Below are 2,500 nucleotides of genomic sequence, written 5' to 3' on the forward strand. Positions count from 1 at the left end.
GGATGTGTATAAGGGACAGGGGCCTCGCAGCCGGCCGACCTGTCGCAGACCGGTGGGTGGGCAAGGTCTGGTGGTCCGTCCGAGGTTGGGGGGGTGCACGGGCGTGGGGGTGTGCAGCCTGGGAGTGCTGAGTGGGCCGGGGTGCCGGAGGCGCAGGATGCCTACTCCGAGCGGGCGGAGCGCCGGTTCTCGACCGGGCCTATGGGGGTTCGGGAGACGAGCGGTGTTCAGGTCCGGCTCGGGGCTCGGGAACAGGAGCAGGAACAGGAGCGGGAGCGGCGGGCGCGCCGGCGTGCGGGGCGCCGCAGCGGGCTCGTCGCGGCGGGAGTGCTCGTCCTGGCCGGGCTGGTCACCGTCGGGCTCCTGCTGACGCCCGGCTCGGGCGACGACGACGGCGGGACGGGTGCGGTGCAGGCCGGCGGGGAGCAGCAGCCGGGCGGCGACGCCGAGCTGCCCGACGCGGGCAAGCCGATCACGGTCGGTACCGCCGACGGGTCCAAGTACCAGATCGCCACGGTGCGGAACGGGGTCAGCGACGGTGTGGCGCCGACCTCCCGGACCACGCCGCCGTCCGGGACGTCGTTCCCGTACATCGAGTACATCCTGAGCAACCCGTCCGGCAAGAGGGTCCTGCTCGACTTCCCCGGCGACGTGTTCGTCAAGCGGGACCTCGTCACGCCGGACGCGCGGGGACGGTGCATGCCGCAGGCCGGCGTCCCCGAGGAGATGTGCACCCCGCCGACCAAGAGCCAGGTCGTGCGGCGGCTCGCGGGCGGCGAGCTGATCGCGGGGGACGGCGGCGACAAGTACATGCCGCCCGGCTCGGCGTTCCTGGTGCGCGCCACGGTGGATGTCCCCGTCGACCGCGACCTCAAGCGCTCGGACCTGGGCCTGTTCGTGTGGAAGCAGCTCTACATGGCCGACCAGCTCGCCAAGCAGGCGCCCTTCCCGCGCTGAACGCGAAACCGCCGCGGCCCGGCGGGCCACGGCGGTTTCGGTCGTGTGGGGTTCACTCGGCTTCGGGGTCGTCGGCGAGGATCCCGTAGAGGCGGCGGCGGGCGTCGTTGACGACGTCCAGCGCGCGCGCCTTCTGCGCCTCGCTGCCGACCGCCATCACCTGCTGCAGGGCTCCCATCAGCTGGCCGATGGCCTCGCGTCCGCGCAGGACGTTCTCGCCGGCGGCCTCGGTGACCTCGTCCCAGGGGGCGACGGTCTGCGCCGCCGCCTCCTCGCGGCCCGTGTCGGTGAGCGAGAACAGGCGCTTGCCGCCCTGCTCCTCGCTGGCGACCTTGCCCTCGTCCTCCAGCATCTGGAGGGTCGGGTAGACCGAGCCGGGGCTCGGGCGCCAGACGCCGCCGGTGCGGCCGTCCAGCTCCTGGATCATCTCGTAGCCGTGCATGGGACGCTCGGCGAGCAGGGCGAGCAGCGCCGCCCGGACGTTGCCGCGGCGGGTCCGCCGGCCGCGCCCACCGCGTCCGCGATGGCCGGGACCGAACCCGGGCGGGCCGCCGGGAGCGCCCGGCCCCCACGGGCCGAACGGGTCTCCGCGCCGCCCGCGAACCTCGGGCCCCCGGCCCCCGCCGTGCATCCTCTTCATGTGCTCATGCATCGCAGTCTCCTTGTCGAGTGATCGGTTGCGATGCATTAACGATATATCGGAATCGCTCGCGATGCAACACCGACCATCGTGACCGTGTTCACGTGGACGCATGCCGAAGACCCGTAAGGGCGTGACGGCCCCTACGGGTGGGTGGACGTTGCGGGCTACGGGCCGGTGACCTTCAGGTGGTCGAGGATGTCCTTGGCGGCGTTGCGGTTGTCGGTCTCCTTGACGCGGATCCACAGACCGAACTTGCCCGCCTTGTCCTTGAGGCCGATCTCGGTCACCGATGGCGTGCCGGTCTTGCAGGCGGTGAAGCGGATGATCGTCCCGCTGAGCGCGCCGTCCGGCGTCGTGTAGTTCTCCGGCGCGGCCTTCGTGCACTGCGGGTGGTTGGACGCGCTGGGCGGCGGCAGCTGGCCGGGGCGCACGTCCGTGGTCACGCCGATGAAGACGCCGGGGCCCTTGCCGTTGCCGAGGAACGCGGTCTTGTCCGGGGTCGCGCGCAGCACGGGCCGGGGCTGGGCGTCACTCAGCCGGACGGTGGACGGGGTCCACGTCTGCTCCTGGTCCAGCGGCCAGGCCTTCGGCACCGCGGTCTTGATCTTGCCCGCCTTGTCGGACGCGGCGACGAAGTCCTTCGGGATCGCCGGCGTCTTACCGTCCTTGCCGTCCCCGCCCGAGAACAGCAGGCCCAGCGTCAGCCCGCCGACGAGCGCCACCGCCAGCACGACCACGGTGATGATCAACGGGGTGACGAACTTCTTGGGCGCGCCGCCGCCGGGGCCGCCACCGCCGCCCCTGAGCTTGCTCATCAGGCCGCCCTGCCTGGTGCCCGGCTGCTGGCCCTGACCTTGGACGGGGCCGGGGTGGGGCGGCTGGAAACCCGTGGGCGGTGGC

The 2,500-nt window shown here is 72.6% G+C and carries 2 protein-coding genes and 1 pseudogene; 1 reads left to right on the forward strand and 2 read right to left on the reverse strand.

From position 1 onward, the window contains the following. Nucleotides 1-201 precede the first annotated feature (201 nt). Nucleotides 202-957 (forward strand): hypothetical protein, encoded by a 756-nt coding sequence (locus HUX53_RS31635; protein WP_176406880.1) that lies wholly within the window; start codon nt 202-204, stop codon nt 955-957. A gap of 52 nt (nt 958-1,009) precedes the next feature. Here the strand turns inward: HUX53_RS31635 and HUX53_RS31640 are convergent, their stop codons facing one another. Both HUX53_RS31640 and HUX53_RS31645 read right to left on the reverse strand, forming a co-directional pair. Next, the gene (locus HUX53_RS31640; protein ID WP_255205834.1) at nt 1,010-1,609 is read right to left on the reverse strand and encodes a PadR family transcriptional regulator; all 600 of its coding nucleotides are present in this window, start codon (nt 1,607-1,609) and stop codon (nt 1,010-1,012) included. A gap of 155 nt (nt 1,610-1,764) precedes the next feature. Further along, nucleotides 1,765-2,500, reverse strand: a pseudogene (locus HUX53_RS31645) (serine/threonine protein kinase); the annotation flags it as partial.

The sequence above is a fragment of the Actinomadura sp. BRA 177 genome, assembly GCF_013372625.1.
Classification (GTDB): Bacteria; Actinomycetota; Actinomycetes; order Streptosporangiales; family Streptosporangiaceae; genus Spirillospora.